Consider the following 18,130-nt stretch of genomic DNA (forward strand, 5'->3'; position numbering starts at 1 on the left):
AAGTCTAGTGCCTCGCGCGCGGCTTAGTACCCAGCCTGGACGTCTACCTCGGTGCGCATGTCCTTGCCCGCCTCAAAGTCCTCCCAGTTCTGGGCGGCCAACTTGCCCAGGCGCTTTGCCATGTAGCGCGGGATGTTCGCGGTGTGCGGGGTGATCACGCAGTTGTCCAGGTCCCACAGCGGGTGATCTGCCGGCAGCGGCTCCGGATCAGTCACATCCAAACCCGCGCCCGCAATGGTGCCCAACTGCAGCGCGTCCGTCAACGCGCCGGTGTCCACCAGCGGGCCGCGGCCCACGTTGACCACCACGGCGTTCGGCTTCATCTTGCCCAGCACCTCAGCGTCCACCATGCCCTTGGTCTCCTCCGTCAGCGGGGCGAGGAGCACAAAGTAGTCGTGGCTGGACCAGACATCATCCGCCTCAGACATCTTCACCGTGTGCGCGGCACCGTCCACCGGGTTGCCGGAGCGGTTCACGGCAGTGACCTCCACACCGAACGGCGCGATGAACTCGATGAACTTCTTGCCAATGCCGCCGGCGCCGATCAAGGCAAGCTTCTTGTTGTCGAAGAGGAAGTCGGTATCCTCCGCCAGCTGCGGCTGGTTCCACTCGCGCGAAACAGCCTTGTGGCGGTGCAGCACGGCGAGGAGGAGGGCGAGGGTGGACTCGGCCACCGTATCGTCGTAAAGCCCGCCGGCGTTGGCCCATCGCACGTCGTGCTGCTGCAGCGTGCCGGCTTCACGCAGCGCGTCCATGCCGGCGAAGGCGTTCTGGACTACCTTGACGGAATCCGGCAGCTCCTCCGGGAAATCATCCGGGCCGCCGCGGAACACCAGCATGTCAGGGTTGTCGTCGAGCGAAACCAGCTCGTGGCCGGCCTCTTCCAGATCAGCAACCGTCTCGTCCCAAGGTTCAGGCAGGAATGCAAACTTCATGCCCCTGCAGTGTACCTACAGGCGAGGCAACTCCTCTGCGATTTCCTCGAGATAGAGCTCCAACGACCCATCGATCGCCCCGAAGTGCTCCACAGCGCGCAGAATGTCTTGCGCGTCGTGAAGGTTGAGTTTCTGAGCAAGCAGTAGTGCGTCCTCAAAATCCTGCTCGGCACGGCGTCTGGAAATGATTTTGGTGTACAGGAGAAACTCCGGAGAGGCGACGCGGAGCGTCAGGTTTGGGCCGATAACCAGGTCGTTCGGTTCTAGATCTTTCTCAAACGGTAGAGCTAGGTCATGAATTTGGGAATTGATCCAGTTAAGAGGCAATCCAACTTTCCGTGCCGTGGCCTCAATAGCGGAGCGGACTTCGGGGTAGTTATCGAATTCCGAGTCGACATCAGCTGTAGTGCGGGTCCCGTCATACATCAGAGCGATTGCTGCGCCACCGATGACGCGGAGCTCTGCAGCGAGTCCGCGCTCATGTAACTCGAAATCGAGAGCTTTGAGCGCTTCGAGTAATTCCGCTCGAGTCAGATCCATGGCCGGTCGAGGTCTTTTGCGCTACGCAAGTTGCCTTCCCCCAGGCAGACGCGGCGATCCAAGAACGGCGCCGGCGTTCTCTCGAGGTTGAACGCAAAACGGGAAGGTCTGCTCGTCGGATAAAACCAAACATCTGGTGGAGGAACGGACTCCTCAAACCATTGCCTTGTGCCACCCGGGCGCCTTTCGGCGTACGTCATCTCGGCTGCAGCGCGGATCACGCGATCCCAATCATCGTCCCCGGTGGATGCCGGGCAAGAGTGGGCTTGTTCGAAATCGACTTCACTATCGATGTCCCGAACGGCGGAGACAACTTTCTTCAGAGCACGCACAGCGAAAAGCGGATCAGCGTTAACCTGCAGATCCTCTCTTAGCCACTCAGCAAAGCCTGCATAAGTGTAGGCAATCCCTCGCACGCGTACTCCTTCCCTGGATGGGGACTCCTCCCCATTATCTGCAAACAGGACCGGAAAGGAAACGTCTACAGGCGCGATGCGTAGTTGGAGAGGTAGTCCGCGTGCACCACCGGGCGGCGCTGGTGCTCCGCCAGTTCTGCAGTGTGTTTGCCAAGCATGGAGGCGAGCTCGTGCGCGTCGTACGCCACTTCGCCGCGCCCGACGACCTCCGACTCCGGCCCGAGAATCTCCACAATGTCCCCCGCGTGGAAATCGCCCTCGATGCCGGTAATCCCCACGGCCAGCAGGCTCGTCCCGCCGCGCGTCACGGCCTTCACCGCGCCCGCATCCAGGCGCAGCACGCCCTCCGCGTCCGCCGCGTAGAGCGCCCAGAACTTCCACGCGTTCAAGCGCCTCTCCGGGCGGGTGTGGAACACGGTGCCCACATCGGCGGTGTCCAACGCCTGCTCAATCAACTCCGTCGCCGTCAGCAGCACCGGCACGCCGCCGCGGGTGGCCAGGCGCGCGGCGGACACCTTCGCCGCCATGCCGCCGGTGCCAAACACGCCGCCGTCGCCGGCCTGCACTCCCTCCAGGTCGTTGCCGGAACGCACTTCATCAATAAGCTGCGCGCCGGGCTCCGCGGGGTTGCGGTCGTACAGCCCCTCCACGTCGGAGAGCAGCACCAGGGCATCGGCGCTGATCAGCGTGCCGACGATCGCACTCAACCTGTCATTGTCACCGAAGCGCATCTCGGAGGTGGCCACCGTGTCGTTCTCGTTGACAATCGGCACGGCACCGATCTGGCGCAGGCGGTGAATGGTGCGCTGCGCGTTGCGGGCGCGCTCGCGCACACCGGCGTCAGACTGCGTGAGCAGCACCTGGCCGATCGTGCGGCCGTAGCGCGCAAAGGACTGCCCCCACGATTGCGCCAGGTGAATCTGGCCCACCGCGGCCGCAGCCTGCTTAGTCGCCAGATCCTGCGGGCGCACCTTCAAGCCCAGCGGCCCCATGCCGGCGGCGATTGCGCCGGAAGACACCACCACCACGTCGGTGCCGCGCCGGATGCGCGCCTCGATCGCATCCACAATGCGGTCGATCTTCTGCTGGGAGACGGCCCCGGTGGCGTCGACAAGCGAAGATGTGCCCAGCTTGACCACGATGCGCCGTGCGGAGGCGATTTGGGCGCGGAGTTCTAGCGAGGACACGCGCTACCCCTGCCAGCGCTCGCGGTCGGCGGCCTCGCCCGTGCCGTAGTCGTACTCGTCGATCAGGCCGCGGCGGGCCTGGGACGCGCGCTTGCGCTCCTGGGCAGACGCGCGGTTGGTGCCGCCGAGGCGGGGCATCTTGGCCGCGGCCGGCCAAGGTCGGGTCGCCGCCGCGGGACGGCTCCCAATCGAAGGAAATCTCGCCGATGGTGACCACGTCGCCCTCGCGGGCGCCGATCTTGCGCAGCGCATCCTCCACGCCCGCCTTCTCCAGGCGGTCGGAAAGGTAGCCCACGGCCTCGTCGTTCTCGAAGTCGGTCTGGCGGATCCAGCGCTCCGCCTTCTCGCCGGTGACAATCCAGCCCTCCGGGTAGAGAGGATCGCGCTCCACCTTGATGCCGGAATCGCGCGAACGGCTCTGCAAGCGGATCACCTGCGGCTCCGCCTGCTCGCGGGTGGGCTTCGGGCGCGCCTTGCGGGATGCCTGCACAATGTCCCACATCGCCCACTTCAGCTCGTCCAGCCCCTCTCGGGTGACGGTGGAAATCTGGAATACCGGCCAGCCGAACTTCTCTTCGATGTCCTCGCGGAGGAAGTCCGCCAGCTCGCGGGCCTCCGGCACGTCCATCTTGTTCAGCACCACTAGGCGGGGGCGCTCGCGCAGGTCGCCCAAGCCGGTATCCATGTCCAGCGCGTCCGCGTACGTAGACAGCTCGTGCTCCAGCGCCTCGATGTCGGAGAGCGGGTCGCGGCCCGGCTCCATCGTCGCCACATCCACGATGTGGGCCAGCACCGCCGTGCGCTCAATGTGCCGCAGGAAGTCCAAACCCAGGCCCTTGCCCTGGCTTGCACCCGGGATCAGGCCCGGCACATCCGCGATGGTGAAGGAATCGTGCCCCACGTCCACCACGCCCAGGTTCGGAGCGAGGGTGGTAAACGGGTAATCCGCGATCTTCGGCTTCGCGGCGGAAAGCACGGAGATCAACGAGGACTTGCCGGCGGAGGGGAAGCCAACCAGGCCCACGTCCGCCACGGATTTGAGTTCCAGGATCAGGTCGTGCGCCTCGCCCGGCTCGCCCTTGAGCGCGAAACCCGGCGCCTTGCGCTTCGCATTCGCCAGCGCCGCGTTGCCTAGGCCGCCGAAGCCGCCCTCGGCAGCGATGAAGCGGGTGCCCGGCACGGTGAGGTCCGCCAGGACCTCACCCGCCTCATTGCGCACCACCGTGCCCACCGGCACCTCCAGCACGAGGTCCTCGCCGCGGGCGCCGTTTCGGTGGTCCCCCTCGCCGTTCGCGCCGCGCTGCGCCTTCACGTGCGGGCGGAACTGGAAATCCAGCAGGGTGTGCACCTGCGTGGACACCTCCAGCACGATGTCTCCGCCATGTCCGCCGTTGCCGCCGTCCGGCCCGCCGAGCGGCTTGAACTTCTCGCGGTGCACGGACGCGCAGCCGTGGCCGCCGTCTCCGGCTTGCAGGTGCAGGACCGCGCGGTCAACGAATTGCGTCATGGTTGGGAAGTCTACCGTCGTCAAGCGCCCTGCCCTAACCTGCGCAGAAAACGCGAAAAGGGCACCGCAGGCCGAAACCCTTGGTGCGCCAGGCGCTTCTACGTTTGCTTACGCGGTAGCGGTTGCCTCTTCGACGGTGCCTTCTTCGACAACGCCTGCAGCCTCAGCTGCCTCGAGGACCTCCACTGCAACACCCTCGCCGTCAGCCGGGATGATGTTGACGGTGCGGCGGTTCTTCTTGTAGCCGAACTGGACAGCGCCTGCTGCCAGTGCGAACAGCGTGTCATCGCCGCCGCGGCCGACGTTGTCGCCCGGGTGGAACTTGGTGCCGCGCTGGCGAACGAGGATCTCGCCGGCCTTGACCTGCTGGCCGCCGAAGCGCTTCACGCCGAGGCGCTTCGACTCAGAGTCACGGCCGTTCGAGGAGCTGGATGCACCCTTCTTGTGTGCCATTGTTCAAATCTCCTTGAATAAAGTCGTTTTACTTGATGCCGGTGATCTTGACCGTGGTCAGCGGCTGGCGGTGACCCTGGCGCTTCTTGTAGCCGGTCTTGTTCTTGTACTTGAGGATGTCGACCTTCTTGCCCTTGCCGTGCTCGACGATCTCGCCCTCAACAGAAACCTTGGCCAGCGCATCAGCGCCGGAGGTGACGTCTGCGCCATCTACGAGAAGGATCGGGGTGAGTTCGACCTTGTCGCCTGCTTCACCCTCAAGCTTCTCGACCTTGACGAGGTCGCCTTCGGCAACCTTGTACTGCTTGCCGCCGGTCTTGACGATCGCGTACATAGAGGGTTACCCCTTATCTCAACTCGCACGCCCCCGGCATGCCACGGAAGGCGTTGGAACAGTGCTTTTCAATGTTTCGGCGGCTTGATGTTGCCCCCGCCGTGCCCGCATGCAAAGGCAGCGAGGCGGAAAACGCCCCGAAACAGCGACTGTCAAAGACTACACCGCGTGGGAGCGTAATTCCAAACCGCTCTTGCGCTACTTTGTAGAGCTCCTCCGCGTCGCACGCCTGCGACCGCGCCGCGCGGTGTCCGCCGGCGCCTCCCGCTTGGTCTCCGCCTTGCGCTCCTTGCGCTCCTTGCGCGGCGCTGTCTGGCCCTGCTGGGACTGCTGCTCCGCACTCGCCGGAGACTTCCGGCTCGCACGCCTGCGCCCCCTGCGCGGGGAGTCCGGGCGCTGGGTCGCGGTAGCAGCCTCGGCCTTCGGCGCCGCTTCTGCCTCGCGCTCCGCAGCAGGCTCGGCGTCCGCTTCGGGCTCCTGCTTGACGACGAAATCCTCCTCACGCGGACGGTGATCCGACCGCGAGTTGCCGCGGGTGCGGCGCCTGCGGCGCGGGGATGCCTCGAACTCGGCGACAGCTTCCTCGAACGTCTGCCGCGGCTGCTGAGATACCTCAGACACTGCAGGCGTTTCTGGCGTTTCTGCCGTTACTTCAGGCTCAGAATGTGCGTCGACAAGCTCGAGCTGCTCCGGCTGGGCCTGCTGCTCCGGCTTCCGCCCGCGGCCGCGGGAACCGCCGCGTCGACCGCGACGTCGTGAAGCAGAGCGCTTCTCCTCGCGCTCCTCCCCAGCCTCGGACTCCTGCTTGTCTGCGTGGTTGGCAGCGTCGTTGCCGTTCTTATCCACGACGATCGAGGCCGCGATCTCGTCCAGCTCCGCGTCGGTGGACTTCACGCGCATTGCCTTGGCGGCCGGGTGCTCGCCCACGGGGCGGCGGAACTCGCGCGGCGCCATGTGCTCGTCGTGGTCCACCGGATCCTCGGTGATCAGGATGCCGCGGCCGCCGCACGTCTCGCACGGCTCGGAGAACGTCTCAAGCAGGCCGGTGCCCAGGCGCTTGCGGGTCATCTGCACCAAGCCGAGCGAGGTGACCTCGGAAACCTGGTGCTTGGTGCGGTCGCGGCCCAGCGCCTCCTTGAGGCGGCGCAGCACCAGCTCCTGGTTCTCCGGGAGGATCATGTCGATGAAGTCGATGATCACAATGCCGCCGATGTCGCGCAGACGGATCTGGCGCACGATCTCCTCGGCCGCCTCCAGGTTGTTGGAGGTCACCGTTTCTTCGAGCGAGCCGCCCGCGCCGGTGAACTTGCCGGTGTTGACATCGATGACGGTCATCGCCTCAGTGCGGTCGATGACCAGGCTGCCGCCGGACGGCAGCCACACCACGCGAGACAGCGCTTTCTGCAGCTGCTCATCCACACGGTGCACCTCGAACGCGTCCTTGCCGCCGTGCGCGGAGCGGTCGAAGCGCTCCAGGCGATCCTCCAGATCCGGCGCCACCGAAGACACGTACGCGTGGACGGTGTTCCACGGCCTCTTACCGTCCACCACAAGGGCGGTGAAGTCCTCGTTGAACAGGTCGCGTACAACCTTCACCAGCAGGTTCGGCTCCTCATACAGCGTCACCGGCTTCGCGCCCTTGGAGGCCTTTTCCTTGGCGGCGCGCTCCTGGATCGCCTCCCACTGGGTGTGCAGACGGTTCACGTCGGCGCCGATAGCTTCCTCGGACACGCCTTCCGCCGCGGTGCGGATAATCGCACCGCCCTTGCCCGGCACCACGTTGTTCAGGATTTCCTTCAGACGCTTGCGCTCCGGCGCCGGGAGCTTGCGGGAAATGCCCGCGCTGCGCCCGCCCGGCACGTAGACCAGGTAGCGGCCGGCAAGCGAGATCTGCGTGGTCAGGCGCGCGCCCTTGTGCCCCACCGGGTCCTTGGTCACCTGCACCACAACTTGGTCGCCCGACTTCAGCGCGTGCTCAATGCGGCGCGAGCGCCCGCCCAAGCCAGGCCTTCCAGTCCACCTCACCGGCGTAGAGCACGCCGTTGCGCCCCTGCCCGATGTCAATGAACGCGGCCTCCATGCTGGGCAGCACGTTCTGCACACGGCCAAGGTAGATGTTGCCCACCATGGACGCCTGGCTGTCCGAGGTGACAAAGTGCTCCACCAGCAGCCCGTCCTCGAGCACGCCCACCTGGGTGATCCGGCCGGAGCCGTCGTGGCGCTCGCGCTCGCGCACCACCATGGTGCGGGTGACGGACTCGCGCCGCGCCAAAAACTCCGCCTGGGACACGATGCGGGAGCGCTTCTTGTCCTCCTCACGCCGCTCCGAACGGCGGCGGCGTTGCGCCTCCAGGCGCGAAGACCCCTTGATCGCCTTCGGCTCCTCAATCAGCTCCACGCTCGGCGCAGGTTCCTTCACCTCGGACTCCCGGACTTCGGGCTCGCGCTCCGCGGGCACCGTTGCGCTCGGCCGGCTTGCGCGGCGGCGATTGCTTCTCGACGGCGCCTTGAACACCGGCGCGTACGCCGGCATCTCCGACAAGTCATCCACCGGCACCGGGGTCACCTCCGGCTCGATATCCGTCAGCAGGTCCTCCGGATCCGAAAGTGCGTCGGTGTCTTCGTCAATCTCGTCGGCTTCAACCTCGTCGTCCTCAACGCCTTCGGCGTCCTCTTCAGCCTCTGCAGATGCTTCCTGCGGCTGTGCTTCCCCAGCACGGTCAGAGAGTTCCGCTTCTACCTTGCGCTCAATCTGCGTGATCTCGTTCGCCACGTCCTTGCGCACGCGGTGCTTGATCTTCTCATCTTCCGCGTTCTGATCAGTTGCGTGGCCGTCCGACAACGCGTCGAGCAGCTGCTTGCTCTCCGCCAGGGTGAGGGAAGACTGCGCAACCTTGACCAGCCCGATCTCGGAGAGCGCGACAACGAGGTCCCTGGACGGCACGCCCAGCTCCTTCGCCAGCTGGAAGACACGCATTCGGTCCTTCAGCCGGGAGCGGTCAAAGTCGGCGTACGGGTTAGGTGTACCTGCCACAATATTCTCCTATGTCATAAGCACCGGGCGCTGGCGAGGAACCCTCGCCGCCGCCGCACAGTGCTGCGGGCCAATGAAGACCCGAATGGGTGCAAAAGTCTTTCAGCGCCACCGATGCGAGGCAGCACTTGGTTCACCATTCTTGCACAGAAAAGCCCCGCCAGCCGTACGCGGGCTGGCGGGGCGAAACTCTTGGAGAGGCGTTACTTGTTCGGGAACCAGATGGCGATCTCGCGCTCAGCGGACTCCGGGGAGTCGGAGCCGTGCACGACGTTCTCGCCCACGGTCAGTGCGAAGTCGCCGCGGATGGTGCCCGGGGTGGCCTTCTCCACCGGGTGGGTGCCACCAGCAAGCTGGCGCCAAGCGGCGATAGCGGACTCGCCCTCAACGATGCCGGCCACCAGCGGAGCGGAGGTGATGAAGTCAACCAGCTCACCGAAGAACGGCTTGTCCTTGTGCTCGGCGTAGTGCGCCTCAGCGGTCTCGCGGTCTGCGGTGCGCAGGTCCATCTCCACCAGCTTCAGGCCCTTGCGCTCGATGCGGGTGATGATTTTGCCGACGTGGCCGTTGGCAACGCCGTCCGGCTTGATCAGAATCAGAGTGCGTTCAGTCATGGTTGTTTACCTTACTTAAACCTCGCGGACGATGCGCGCGGCCTCCTCCTGAGAGCAGTTCCTAAACCACAGCTGCACCTGCTGGACAGCCACGTGTGTCTTGCCTTCGGATTTGAGGCGCTTGATGGTCGCCTTCTTTTCGTCGTCAAGCACGATGGGCTCCTGCTCCTGCTTGGAGTAGACGTCGTAGAAACCCCAAGTCAGGAACATGCCTGCAGCGAAGATGGCGATAAGACGGATGGGCAGAGCCCAGCCCAGCCACGTGCCGGCGATGGCAACGAGGCAGAAAGCCGCAGCGACAGTAAAGGCGAAGTAGCGCATGGTCCCCGTTATACCTCCCTAACGCGCGGGATCCGCGGAGGAACCAATGTGCTGCGTAACTAGGTAGCCGCCGCGCATGCGCTGGACGATCTCGGAGCGCATCTTGACCACGTAGAACCAGACGATGCCGAAGATGATGCCCACCGCGGTGACGGACCAGTGGATGAAGAAGCCGAAGATCAGCGGGATCTGCAGCGCCAGATCAATCCACAGCGCTCCCGGCATGCGCTGCAGGAACGCCATGACCACGTGCGCGAGGCCGATGACAGTGATGTAGACCCAGTTGAACGTGGTCCACAGTGCGCCGTCGTTGACTTTGAGCACCACGAGCAAGATCAAAAAGATCGTGATTGCTTCCATGATCAGCGTGCCGGAGAGCACGCCGCGCAGGCCCTTGATGGGGTCCTTCACCGGATCATGGCCGGGGCCGAGCGGGGAAACCTGGATTTTCGAACTCATTGCGGGTCCTTTCCAAACAGGGCGCGGGCCTCGCCGGCGGTGACGACGGAGCCGGTGATGATCACGCCGGAGCCGGATTCCACACCGACCTCGGCGAGTGCTTCCTCGGCCAAGTCCACCGCGAGCGCGTACGCGGTGGGCAGGTGCTCCTCCACGTGCACGCGTTCGTCGCCGAACACCTCGCGCGCGATGTCCGCAAGATCATAGGCATCCGTGGCGCGCGGGGAGGAATTCTGCGTGATCACTACTTCGGTCAACGCCGGTTCCAGCGCCTCGAAAATGCCGCGCGCGTCCTTGTCTCCCAGGATGCCCAACACGCCGATGAGGCGGGTGAAGTCAAAGTCCCGCTGCAGCGCCGCTGCAAGCGCGCGGGCACCGTGGGGGTTGTGTGTGGCGTCGATGAACGTCGTCGGGTTGGCGCGCACGCGCTCCAACCTGCCGGGCGAGGATGCTGCGGCGAACCCGGCGCGCACCGTGTCCGCATCCAGCGGACGCTCTGCGTTGGCGCCGTAAAACGCCTCCACGGCAGCCAGCGCCACGGCGGCGTTGCGCGCCTGGTGCGGGCCGGCGAGCGGGATGAACACATCCTCGAACGTGCCGGAGAGCCCGGTGAGCGTGACCATCTGGCCGCCCACGGCAATCTCGGAAGCTGCCACGTCGAACTCTTGGCCAAGGCGGGCAACAGGTGTGCCGACCTCCACGGTGCGCTCCAGGATGACGCGCATCGCCCCCGGCTCCTGGTCCGCGATAATCGCAATCGCCTCCGGGCTCCGGATAATGCCGGCCTTCTCCCCCGCGATCGCCTCAAGCGTGTCGCCCAGGTAATCCGTGTGGTCCAGGCCCACCGGCATGATGACGTCCACGTCCGCGTCCACCACGTTCGTGGCATCCCAGCGCCCGCCCATGCCGACTTCCACCACGGCCACGTCCACCGGCGCGTCCGCGAAGGCCGCAAAGGCGAGCGCCACCATGACCTCGAAGTAGCTCATCTTTGTGCCGGTGCGCTCATCCACCATCTGGATGTACGGCTCGATCTCGCGGTACAGGCGCACAAAGTCGGCCGGATGGATCGGCTCGCCGTCGATGCCGATGCGCTCCGTCACCATCTGCAGGTGCGGGCTCGTGGTGCGCCCAACGCGGTGCCCGAACGCGCGCAGGAGCGACTCAATCATCCGGACCGTGGAGGTCTTGCCGTTCGTGCCCGCCACGTGGATCACCTTGCACGCTTTCTGCGGCTCGCCGAGGAGATCCATGAGCAGCTCGATGCGCTCCAGCGACGGGTCGATGATCGTCTCCGGCCACCGCGCTGTAAGCTCCTGCTCCACCTGCGCCAGCGCGACGAGATCCTCCTCGCTCACCTCACGGGGTGCGGCTGCGTCCTCGCCCTGCTCTTCGGCACCGCCGCCGGGCAGGCCACCACCGGGCAGACCCAGGTTGAGCGTCAGGCCGTGCTCGTTCTGCACGACCTCGTACTCATGCGCCTCGCTGAGCTCGTTGGGCTCGATCTGATCGTCGTTAGCCATTGAGCCCCTCAAGACGGGCGGTCACGCGGTCGAACTCCTCCTGCGCAACCTGCTGGCGCTCGCGGATCTTCGCCACCACGTGCTCCGGCGCGTTGGCCAGGAACTGCTCGTTGCCCAGCTTCGCCGCCGTCGTATCCAGCTCCTTCTGCGCCGCCGCCAGCTCCTTATCCAGGCGCTTGCGCTCCGCAGCAACATCAACCGTGCCCGACGTATCCAGCGCCACATCCAGGGTGGCACGGCTCAGGCGCATTTCAATGCTTGCCGACGGCGCAAAGCCCTCACCCGGCTCCTCCACCCGCGCGATGGAGCGGACAAAGCCTTCCTGCTCCGTGAGGTCTGCCGCCGCGAAATCCAGCGCTGCCGGCACCTTCTGGCTGGGCTTCACACCCTGGTCAGAGCGGAAGCGGCGCAGCTCGGTGACCAGCTTCACGGCATCTTCGATGCGGCGGCGGGCCTCCAGATCCGCCTCCGCGCCACCGTTGGTGTCCTCCGCGGTCGGCCACGGCGCGAGCGTAACCGTCTCCTCGCCGGTCAGCGCGGTCCACAGCACTTCCGTAATGAACGGCATGGTCGGGTGAAGCAGGCGCAGCACCACGTCCAGCACGCGGCCGAGCACGATCTGGGTGGTGCGTCCGCGCTCCACCTCCTCCGGCGTGGCGGCATCCGCGTCGCGCGGGATCTGAGTCTTTGCAATCTCCAGATACCAGTCGCACAGCTCGTCCCACGCGAAGTGGTACAGCTCCTCGTTCGCTTTCGCGAACTGGTAGTCATCCAGGTACGCGTCCACCTTCGCGCGGACTTCCTCCGCGCGGTCCAGGATCCAGCGGTCCGCGTCCGTCAACGCGTCGCGCGCCGGCAGCTCGCCCACGGCGGCGCCGTTCATCAGGGCGAACTTGGTGGCGTTGAACAGTTTCGTCGCAAAGTTGCGGGCGCTCGTCGCGTGATCGTCGCCGATCGGGAGGTCAATGCCCGGGTTGGCGCCGCGGGCGAGGGCAAAGCGCAGCGCGTCCGCGCCGAAGCGGTTCACCCAGTCCATCGGGTCGATGCCGTTGCCCAGGGACTTCGACATCTTGCGGCCCTTTTCATCGCGCACCAGGCCGTGGAGGTAGAGGTCCGTGAACGGCACGCTCGGGCGGCCGTCAGTGCCCTCGCCCAGCACCTCCGGCGTGGTCTTGCCGGCGAAAGTGCCGAACATCATCATGCGCGCGACCCAGAAGAACAGGATGTCGTACGCGGTGACCAGCACCGACGTCGGGTAGAACTTCGCCAGCTCCGGCGTCTTCTCCGGCCAGCCCATCGTGGAGAACGGCCACAGCGCAGAGGAGAACCAGGTGTCCAGCACGTCCGGGTCCTGCTCGTAGCCCGCCGGCGGCTCCTCGTCCGGGCCGACGCAGACGACGTCGCCCCCCGGGCCGTACCAGATCGGGATGCGGTGGCCCCACCACAGCTGGCGCGAAATGGTCCAGTCGTGCATGTTGTCCACCCAATCGAAGTAGCGCTTCTCCATGGACTTCGGGTGGATCACGGTGTCGCCCTCGCGCACGGCATCGCCGGACATGCGGGCGAGTTCCTCGACCTTGACAAACCACTGCAGGCTCAGGCGCGGCTCGATCGGCTCGCCGGAGCGCTCCGAGTGGCCGACGGAGTGCACGTACGGACGCACTTCCTTCACAATGCGGCCCTGCTCTGCAAGTGCTTCACGCACCTTCACGCGGGCTTCGAAGCGGTCCATGCCGTCGAACTGCGTGCCGGTATCGGCCATCCGGCCCTTCTCATCCATGATGATCGGCATGTCCAGGTCGTGCCGCAGACCCATCTCATAGTCATTCGGGTCGTGCGCGGGGGTGATCTTCACCGCGCCGGTACCCAGCTCCATGTCCACGTAATCGTCCGCGATGACCTTGAGCTTCAGGTCCTCGCGGAACGGGTGGTCGAACTCCTGGCCAACCAGGTGCGCATAGCGCTCATCCTCCGGGTGGACGGCAATCGCCACATCACCCAGCATCGTCTCCACACGGGTGGTGGCCACAATCAGGTGCGGCTCATCATCGTTCAGTGAGCCGTAGCGGATGGAGACGAACTCACCGTCCACATCCTTGTACATCACCTCAATGTCGGACACTGCGGTCTCCAGCACCGGGGACCAGTTGACCAGGCGGTAGTCGCGGTAAATCATGCCCGCGTCATAGAGCTGCTTGAAAATGGTCTGGACGGCTCTCGAAAGACCGTCGTCAAGCGTGAAGCGCTCCCTGGACCAGTCAACGGAGTCGCCGATGGCGCGCATCTGCTTCGCAATGGTGCCGCCGTATTCCTGCTTCCACTCCCAGACCTTGTCAATGAACTCTTCGCGGCCGTAGTCGTAGCGGTCCTTGCCCTCCTCAGCCTTGAGCTTGGCCTCCACCTTGGTCTGGGTGGCAATGCCCGCGTGGTCCATGCCCGGCAGCCACAGGACCTCGAAGCCCTGCATGCGCTTGCGGCGGATCAGCGAATCCATCAGGGTGTGGTCCAGCGCGTGGCCCATGTGCAGCTGACCAGTCACGTTCGGCGGCGGCAGCACGATGGAATACGCCGGTTTCTCCGAGGCCGGGTCAGCGACAAAGTAGCCCTTGTCTACCCAGCCCTCGTAGAGCTTTTCCTCGTGCTCCTTCGGCTCCCAGGACTTGGGGAGCAGGTCTGCGCGGTTGGTGCCTACCAGTTGATCGTTCGCTTCACTCACGCCTGATCATTGTAGTAGGCACGCCCCCGCGCCAGGGAGGCGCTGAGGCCTAGCCGGCTAGAACAGGCTGTCCGCGACCTTTGCTTCCTCGCGCAGCGCCTCAATGTTCGCGTCGATCCGGGCGCGCTGGAAGTCGCTGATCTCAAGATCATCGATAACCTGCCAGCGCCCGTCCACGCCAACAACCGGGAAGCCGAAGACCAGCCCCTCGTCCACCCCGTACTCGCCGGTAGACGGCACGGCAGCGGTGGTCCAACGACCCTTGGTGCCCAGCACCCAGTCCCGCATGTGGTCCACTGCGGCGGATGCAGCGGAGGCGGCGGAGGACTTGCCACGCACGTCAATGATCTCGGCGCCGCGCTTAGCCACGCGCGGGATCAGCTCCTCGGTGTACCAGTCGCGGTCCACACGGTCCAGCACCTTCTTGCCGTGAACCTCGGCCCAGGTCAGATCCGGGAACTGCGTGTCAGCGTGGTTGCCCCACACCACTACGCGGGAGAACTCCTCGGAGCTGATGTCCAGCTTCTGGGAGAGGTTGGACAGGGTGCGGTTGTGGTCCAGGCGCATGAGTGCGTTGAAGTGCTCCGCCGGCACGTCACCTGCAGCCTTCGCGGCGATGTATGCGTTGTTGTTGGCCGGGTTACCCACTACCAGCACGCGGACGTCGTCCGCTGCGCCGTCGTTAATAGCCCTGCCCTGCTCGATGAAGATGCGGCCGTTCGCCTCCAGCAGGTCTGCGCGGGATTCGCCCTTGCCGCGCGGCTTTGCACCGATGAGGAACGCGGCGTTGGCGCCCTCGAAAGCCTTTACCTGGTCGGTGGATACGTTCACGCTCTTCAGCAACGGCATCGCCGAATCCCCGAGCTCCATAGCGGTGCCCTCAGCCGCCCGTGCGGCCGGCTCGATCTCCAGCAGCGTCAGCTCCACCGGCTGGTCCGGGCCGAACACGTCGCCGTTAGCCACGCGCCACAGCAGGGAGTACGCGATGTTGCCGGCAGCGCCGGTTACCGTGACCTTGACCGGTGCCTTTGTCTTGGTGATTGCGGATGCGCTTGCGGGTGCCATATCAATCTCCTTCTCACCCTTGGGTATGAAGCATGTACTGCCAGTATAGGCCCGTCCGTACCCCCGTTTAGGCGACAAATATCACCCCCCAGACCATTGTCGCCCCGCGACCGTTGCGGATGGGGCACGATGATAGTGGTTCAAGCAAGGAGAGGGGGCGGCTCGTGTCACACGCGGAGGCTGACCACGCTGTCGATGCCGCCCTAACCACAGCACTAGCCATGTTTGCTAGCCGTGGCTTCGAGGCCACCACGCTGGAGGACGTAGTCAAGGACAGCGGCGTACCCAAGCGCGCCCTCACCGCCGCCTTCGGGGACAAGCGGGGGCTTTACGAGCACGCTTTACGACGGGCCGTGGCATGCATCTCCCCCTCCGATGACGTGCTCAACCGCTCCTACGCGGTCCCCGTCGAAGGCATGCGGACGTTTGTGGACGCAATGTTTCACACATTCATGGAAAACCCCGACTGCGTACGCCTGATCCTGCGGGAAAACGTTGACGGCATCGTAGATATCGAGGAGATGACCGCGGGCAGCGGCGACAACGACGTTGCACTGCACGTGGAGCGGCTCCTGCTGCTGGGCCAGGACGCGGGTGCCTTCCGGCCGGGCATCGGCGCGGAGGACGTGTTGGTGCTCATCGTCGCCCTCTGCGAGTTCGTCGTCGCCCACTCCGCAACGATCTACGCGATCAGCCGCGTCGACTTTTCCGAGGACCGCAACGTGGACGGCATGCGGCGCATGGTGATAGACAGCGTGCTTGCCTTCCTCACATCCAACATCGCACCCTCCGGGCACGATTCATACCTAGTGTCCCCCGAAGCCGAGAGCCTCGGCGACGCGGAGATCTACTAGGTGAAAGCGGGCTAGGCGGAGCGCTTTTCCTTCTTCGCCACGTACTCCGGCTCCGCCTCTCCGCGGACCACGGCATCCGTGATCACCACTTCGGCGACATCCTCGCGGTCCGGCAGGTCATACATCACCGGCACCAGGATCTCCTCCATGATGGCGCGCAGGCCGCGGGCGCCGGTCTTGCGTTCGGCCGCCTTATCCGCGATCTCGCCCAGCGCCTCATCGGTGATGGTGAGGTCTGCCCCGTCCATGGTGAACAACCGCTGGTATTGCTTCACCAGAGAGTTCTTCGGTTCCGTGAGCACGCGGACCATGGAATCGCGGTCCAGGTCGTTCACGTGGGCGATGATGGGCAGGCGGCCGATGAACTCCGGGATCAAGCCGAACTTCACCAGGTCACCCGGCTGCACCTGGGAAAGCAGGTTCGCCTCATCGCGCTCCGTCTTGGAGTCAATCTCTGCGCCGAAGCCGATGCCCTTCTTGCCCACGCGCTCCGCGATCACCTTGTCCAGGCCCGCGAACGCGCCGGCGACGATGAACAGGATGTTGGTGGTGTCCAGCTGGATGAACTCCTGGTTGGGGTGCTTGCGTCCGCCCTGCGGCGGCACGGAGGCGACGGTACCCTCCAGAATCTTCAGCAGCGCCTGCTGTACGCCTTCACCAGAAACATCGCGCGTAATGGACGGGTTCTCCGACTTGCGCGAGATCTTGTCCACCTCATCGACGTAGATGATGCCGGTCTGCGCCCGGTTCACGTCGAAGTCCGCGGCCTGCAGCAGCTTGAGCAGGATGTTCTCCACATCCTCGCCCACGTAACCGGCCTCGGTCAGGCTGGTCGCGTCCGCGATGGCGAAAGGCACGTTCAGCATGCGTGCCAGCGTCTGAGCAAGGTAGGTCTTGCCGGAGCCGGTCGGGCCGAGGAGGAGAATGTTGGACTTTGCAATCTCCACGTCCTCATCCCGGCGGCGGCTGCCCAGCACGTTCGTTTCCGCCCGGATGCGCTTGTAGTGGTTGTACACCGCCACAGCCAGCGTGCGCTTTGCAGTGTCCTGGCCAATCACGTACTCATCCAAGAACGCGGTGATTTCAGAGGGGCGGGGCAGACGGTCTTCGTCGCTACTGCCCTGCTGGGAGCCAGCGAGCTCCTCCTCGATGATCTCGTTGCACAGCTCAATGCATTCGTCGCAGATGTAGACGCCACCGCCGGCAATCAGCTTGCGCACCTGCTTCTGGGTCTTGCCGCAGAACGAGCATTTCAACAGTTCCGAGCTGTCGTGAGTTCCTGCCATGTACCTGACTTACTCCCCGCGTTGTAGTGGTGGTCTTCCAAGCATACTGGCCGCGTCAAACCTGCTCCGGCGACATACCGCCGGATTCGGCACAATAGGCGCTATGACCACGCTTGCAGTCAATGAATACGGCACCCCGCAGGGGGAGACAGTAGTCCTTTTGAGCTCCATCGGTACCACGCACGAGGCATGGAGCAAGGTGATCCCCGCCCTCGAGCACGACTACCGGGTGATCACCGTGGACCACCGCGGGCACGGGGCATCCGAGGTCGCCCCGATCGAGCCCGGCTCGGCCACGGTCAAGGATCTTTGCGACGATATCCTCCAAGCCCTCGACGGTGTCGGCGTGGACCGCTTCGCCGTCGTCGGCCTCTCCCTGGGCGGCGCGCTTGCGCAGTACCTGGCCGCCACGTCCGGACGCGTCACCAAGGCAGTGTTCGCCTGCACCGCCACCTACCTCGGCGGCGAGGAGAAGTGGTCGGAGCGCACCGCAACCGCCCGCGGCAAGGGCATGGATGCAATGGCGGACGGCTTTGTGGAGAACTGGTTCACCGAGGGCTACCGCGAGGCGCAGCCGGAGGAGGTGCGCCGCATCCGCGACATGGCCGCCGGCGTTGATGCGGAGGGGTACGCGCAGTGCGGCGATGCACTTGCCAAGTGGGATTTCGCTGACCAGCTGGACCAGATCACCTGCCCGGTGTGCACCATCGCGGGTGCCCAGGATCCGGGCACGCCGCCGGAGGAGTTGGCCAAGATCGCGGCGGGTGTCGCGGGCCCTGTGGAGTCGCACGTCATCGACCCCGGCTCCCACCAGCTGGCGGTTGAGCGTCCGGAGGAATTCATCCGGGTCCTGACACAGTTTCTCGGGGACTAATGGGCTAGCCTA

15 protein-coding genes and 2 pseudogenes are annotated in these 18,130 nt (G+C 65.1%); 2 read left to right on the top strand and 15 right to left on the bottom strand.

Features of this window, described 5'->3' with window-relative positions; all coding sequences use genetic code 11:
- Positions 1 to 23: 23 nt before the first annotated feature.
- From JZY91_RS08400 to JZY91_RS08465, 14 genes and pseudogenes are all read right to left on the bottom strand, one after another.
- Positions 24 to 935, bottom strand: a complete 912-nt coding sequence (locus JZY91_RS08400; RefSeq protein ID WP_234947474.1) for a D-isomer specific 2-hydroxyacid dehydrogenase family protein — start codon at positions 933 to 935, stop codon at positions 24 to 26.
- Positions 936 to 950: 15 nt separating this feature from the next.
- A complete protein-coding gene (locus tag JZY91_RS08405) occupies positions 951 to 1,475 on the bottom strand; it encodes a DUF6036 family nucleotidyltransferase (RefSeq protein WP_234947475.1) in 525 nt (174 codons plus the stop codon).
- Positions 1,466 to 1,891: a hypothetical protein gene (locus JZY91_RS08410; protein ID WP_234947476.1), complete on the bottom strand. Its 426-nt coding sequence runs from the start codon at positions 1,889 to 1,891 to the stop codon at positions 1,466 to 1,468. Before JZY91_RS08410 ends, JZY91_RS08405 begins: the two co-directional genes overlap by 10 nt.
- A gap of 65 nt (positions 1,892 to 1,956) precedes the next feature.
- Entirely contained in the window at positions 1,957 to 3,078 is a 1,122-nt protein-coding gene (gene proB / locus JZY91_RS08415; RefSeq protein WP_234947477.1) for a glutamate 5-kinase, read from the bottom strand.
- A gap of 3 nt (positions 3,079 to 3,081) precedes the next feature.
- Positions 3,082 to 4,585, bottom strand: a pseudogene (gene obgE / locus JZY91_RS08420) (GTPase ObgE).
- A gap of 108 nt (positions 4,586 to 4,693) precedes the next feature.
- Positions 4,694 to 5,038: a 50S ribosomal protein L27 gene (rpmA, locus tag JZY91_RS08425; protein WP_234947478.1), complete on the bottom strand. Its 345-nt coding sequence runs from the start codon at positions 5,036 to 5,038 to the stop codon at positions 4,694 to 4,696.
- Positions 5,039 to 5,066: 28 nt separating this feature from the next.
- A complete protein-coding gene (rplU, locus tag JZY91_RS08430; RefSeq protein WP_234947479.1) occupies positions 5,067 to 5,372 on the bottom strand; it encodes a 50S ribosomal protein L21 in 306 nt (101 codons plus the stop codon).
- Positions 5,373 to 5,570: 198 nt separating this feature from the next.
- A pseudogene (locus JZY91_RS08435) lies at positions 5,571 to 8,406 on the bottom strand (translation initiation factor IF-2 N-terminal domain-containing protein).
- A 203-nt stretch (positions 8,407 to 8,609) separates the two neighbouring features.
- Complete coding sequence (gene ndk / locus JZY91_RS08440) at positions 8,610 to 9,020, bottom strand: nucleoside-diphosphate kinase (protein WP_234947480.1); 411 nt, start codon at positions 9,018 to 9,020, stop codon at positions 8,610 to 8,612.
- 15 nt (positions 9,021 to 9,035) lie between these two features.
- Complete coding sequence (locus JZY91_RS08445) at positions 9,036 to 9,341, bottom strand: hypothetical protein (protein WP_234947481.1); 306 nt, start codon at positions 9,339 to 9,341, stop codon at positions 9,036 to 9,038.
- Between the two features lie 18 nt (positions 9,342 to 9,359).
- On the bottom strand, positions 9,360 to 9,800 hold the full coding sequence (locus JZY91_RS08450; protein ID WP_234947482.1) for a DUF4233 domain-containing protein: 441 nt from the start codon (positions 9,798 to 9,800) through the stop codon (positions 9,360 to 9,362).
- Positions 9,797 to 11,323, bottom strand: a complete 1,527-nt coding sequence (locus JZY91_RS08455) for a folylpolyglutamate synthase/dihydrofolate synthase family protein (protein ID WP_234947483.1) — start codon at positions 11,321 to 11,323, stop codon at positions 9,797 to 9,799. The genes JZY91_RS08450 and JZY91_RS08455 overlap by 4 nt, the downstream gene beginning before the upstream one ends.
- Positions 11,316 to 14,039: a valine--tRNA ligase gene (locus JZY91_RS08460; RefSeq protein WP_234947484.1), complete on the bottom strand. Its 2,724-nt coding sequence runs from the start codon at positions 14,037 to 14,039 to the stop codon at positions 11,316 to 11,318. Before JZY91_RS08460 ends, JZY91_RS08455 begins: the two co-directional genes overlap by 8 nt.
- A 57-nt stretch (positions 14,040 to 14,096) precedes the next feature.
- Positions 14,097 to 15,104, bottom strand: a complete 1,008-nt coding sequence (locus JZY91_RS08465) for a malate dehydrogenase (RefSeq protein WP_234947485.1) — start codon at positions 15,102 to 15,104, stop codon at positions 14,097 to 14,099.
- A gap of 119 nt (positions 15,105 to 15,223) precedes the next feature.
- Between JZY91_RS08465 and JZY91_RS08470 the strand changes: the two genes are divergently transcribed.
- The gene (locus JZY91_RS08470) at positions 15,224 to 15,958 is read left to right on the top strand and encodes a TetR/AcrR family transcriptional regulator (RefSeq protein ID WP_370639208.1); all 735 of its coding nucleotides are present in this window, start codon (positions 15,224 to 15,226) and stop codon (positions 15,956 to 15,958) included.
- A gap of 11 nt (positions 15,959 to 15,969) precedes the next feature.
- Here JZY91_RS08470 and clpX read toward each other — a convergent pair whose 3' ends face one another.
- The gene (clpX, locus tag JZY91_RS08475; protein ID WP_234947487.1) at positions 15,970 to 17,244 is read right to left on the bottom strand and encodes an ATP-dependent Clp protease ATP-binding subunit ClpX; all 1,275 of its coding nucleotides are present in this window, start codon (positions 17,242 to 17,244) and stop codon (positions 15,970 to 15,972) included.
- A 103-nt stretch (positions 17,245 to 17,347) separates the two neighbouring features.
- Between clpX and JZY91_RS08480 the strand changes: the two genes are divergently transcribed.
- On the top strand, positions 17,348 to 18,118 hold the full coding sequence (locus JZY91_RS08480; protein WP_234947488.1) for an alpha/beta fold hydrolase: 771 nt from the start codon (positions 17,348 to 17,350) through the stop codon (positions 18,116 to 18,118).
- Positions 18,119 to 18,130 lie beyond the last annotated feature (12 nt).

Source organism: Corynebacterium sp. CNCTC7651, assembly GCF_021496665.1.
GTDB lineage: Bacteria > Actinomycetota > Actinomycetes > Mycobacteriales > Mycobacteriaceae > Corynebacterium.